Origin of the sequence: Alcanivorax sp. UBA3183, from assembly GCF_002364155.1 — a bacterium.
Taxonomy (GTDB): domain Bacteria; phylum Pseudomonadota; class Gammaproteobacteria; order Pseudomonadales; family Alcanivoracaceae; genus Alcanivorax; species Alcanivorax jadensis.
This window is the reverse complement of sequence record NZ_DEXN01000021.1, coordinates 5739-6393: the sequence shown is the minus strand read 5'-3', so window position 1 is coordinate 6393 and position 655 is coordinate 5739. Positions and strand designations below refer to the sequence as shown.

Below are 655 nucleotides of genomic sequence, written 5' to 3'. Positions count from 1 at the left end.
ATGGTGATGCATGCCCGTCGCCGCAACGTGGACTGGACCATTATGAAACGCATGGCGGCCGGTAGCATCCCTGCCGCCCTGCTCACCGCGGCGGCGCTCTGGTTGCTGGCTTCCGATGCCGACGACTATGCCCCCTTGCTGACAACGGCGCTGGGTATAACCCTGATCGTCACCGCCCTGGTGCTACTGTTCAAGCATCGTCTGCAGGCGATAGTGAACCACCGCCCATCTGGCTTACTGGGATCCGCTCAGCACCGGGCCGGCGTGTGGACTGTGGCAATGGGAATTCTGCTGGGCGTGTTCGTGACTCTGTCCTCGGTGGGCGCCGGCGCCATCGGTACCGCCGTATTGCTGATCCTCTACCCTGCCCTGGCACCGATTCGGGTAGTGGGTACTGATCTGGCCCATGCGGTCCCCCTTACCCTGATCGCCGGCCTGGGCCATCTGGCTCTTGGCCATGTGGACCTGAGGCTGCTCGCTGCCTTGCTGATGGGGTCCCTGCCGGCGATCTACATCGGCACGCATGTGGGCCATCGGGTACCCAACCACATCATGCACCCGGTATTGGTGACGGTTTTGTTGGCGCTGGGGATCAAGTATGCGGTGTTTTGAAGGAAGTCCCTGCTAAAGACGTAGGAGCTATGCCTGCATGGCG

General features: G+C 62.1%; 1 protein-coding gene. It reads left to right on the top strand.

Annotation, left to right across the window (positions count from 1 at the left end):
• Window positions 1-612 (top strand): sulfite exporter TauE/SafE family protein (locus tag B3Q33_RS08810; protein WP_286827496.1); only part of this gene is annotated, 612 nt, incomplete at its 5' end.
• Window positions 613-655: the final 43 nt, after the last annotated feature.